The organism is Amycolatopsis rhizosphaerae, assembly GCF_007713715.1.
In the GTDB taxonomy this organism is placed as follows: domain Bacteria; phylum Actinomycetota; class Actinomycetes; order Mycobacteriales; family Pseudonocardiaceae; genus Amycolatopsis_E; species Amycolatopsis_E rhizosphaerae.
The window spans coordinates 1-1755 of record NZ_VJWX01000796.1; the positions used below are offsets into that span (position 1 = coordinate 1).

Genomic DNA, 1755 nt, shown 5'->3' on the forward strand with positions numbered 1-1755 from the left:
GTGGTGTTCCAGGCTTGGAGCAGGGCTTGTTCGCTGCCGGTGAGCAGCGGGTTGTCGCCCACCCGCCGGGACGGAGCACCCACCAACCCCTCCAACAGGGTCAGATACCGCTCCGTGAGCCGTTCGACGGTGTCGGCGGTGAAGAGATCGGTCAGGTAGACGAACGTTCCGGTGAGCCCGGCCGGGCTCTCCGTGAACGACAACGTGAGGTCCACTTTGGACGTTCCATTGCCCGGTGCCGGCTCAAGGGGCCGCAGGCGAACGCCCGGCCATTCGATTACCGCCTCCGGCACGCGCTGGTAGTCACAGCCCACCTGCGCCAGCGGGGTGTGCCCGGGGTCGCGCACCGGGGTCAGCTGCTCCACCAACTGCTCGAATGGGATGTCCTGATGAGCGTAGGCGTCCAGGCAGGTGTCCCGGACGCGGTGCAGCAGACGGCGGAACGTCGGGTCGTCGCCGAGGTCCGTGCGCAGCGGGAGCGTCGTGGCGAAGTAGCCGATGAGGTTCTCCAGCTCCGGCCGCGGCCGGTGGGCCACCGGCGTGCCGACGACGATGTCGTGCTGACCGCTGTGCCGGGAAAGGAGCACCGTGTACGCGGCGAGCAGCGTCATGAACAGCGTGACCCCTTCCCGGCTGCTGGTGTGCCGCAGCGCGTCGACGAGCCGGTCCGGGACCGTGAACGCATGGCTCGCACCACGGAACTGCCGCGTGGCCGGGCGCGGGAAGTCGGTCGGAAGTTCGAGCAGGGCCGGCACACCGTCCAGCTGGGCACGCCAGTACTCCAGCTGCCGGTCCAGGGCCGGGCGGCGTTCGGGAGCGCCTTCCCACACCGCGTAGTCGGCGTACTGGAAGGGCAGTTCCGGCAAGGGATCCGCCGCACCGCGGTAGAAGTGGGCCAGCTCGCGCAGGAGCACCGCCATCGAGACGCCGTCGGCGATGATGTGGTGCAGGCTGATGAGCAGGACGTGTTCCTCCGGTGCGAGCCGGAGCAGCGTCGGCCGCAGGAGCGGGCCGCGCAGCAGGTCGAAACGCCGTGCCGCCTCCGCCGTGGCCAGCCGCCGGACCACGTCGTCCTGATCCGGCACCCGCGACAGGTCGACGACCGGGAGGTCGACGGATCCGGCCGTGCCGATCACCTGCCAGGGTTCCCCGTCCTCGACGGTGAATGTGGTACGCAACGCCTCGTGCCGGGCCACGACCGCGGTGAAGCTGTCGGCGAGCTTGCCCACGTCGAGCCTGCCCGACATCCGGAAACCGGCGATGATGTTGTGGAGCGGGCTGTCCGGCTCCCAGTGCTCGAAGAACCAGGCCCGCTGCTGGGTGGACGAGAGCGGCAGTCGCGCGGGCCGCGAGGCGGCGGAGGGCGGCGGCACCTCCTCGGGAACCTGCCGAAGCCGTTCCACTCGTGCCGCGAGCGCGGCGATGGTCGGTTCTTCGAACAGTGCCCGCAGGGGCACCTCGACCCGGAACACGGCACGCAGGCGGGTGAAGATCTGGGCCGCGAGGAGCGAATGCCCGCCGAGGGTGAAGAAGTTGTCGTGGACGCCGACGCGGTCGATGCCGAGGACCTGCCGCCAGATCCCGGCGATGACCTCCTCGGTGGGCGTTCGCGGGGACGTGGGCGTGCTCTCGGTATCCACGTCGCCGGGTTCTGGGAGTGCGGTGGTGTCGAGTTTTCCGTTGGCGGTCAAGGGAAAACGGTCGAGGATGATGTAGCTGGCGGGTGCCATGTGTGGGGGCAGTGTGGTGTGGATG

1 protein-coding gene is annotated in these 1755 nt (G+C 69.6%); it reads right to left on the reverse strand.

Annotation, left to right across the window (positions count from 1 at the left end):
• Positions 1-1730: condensation domain-containing protein (locus FNH05_RS36920; RefSeq protein WP_246128163.1), on the reverse strand; the 1730-nt coding region annotated here is incomplete at its 3' end.
• Positions 1731-1755: the final 25 nt, after the last annotated feature.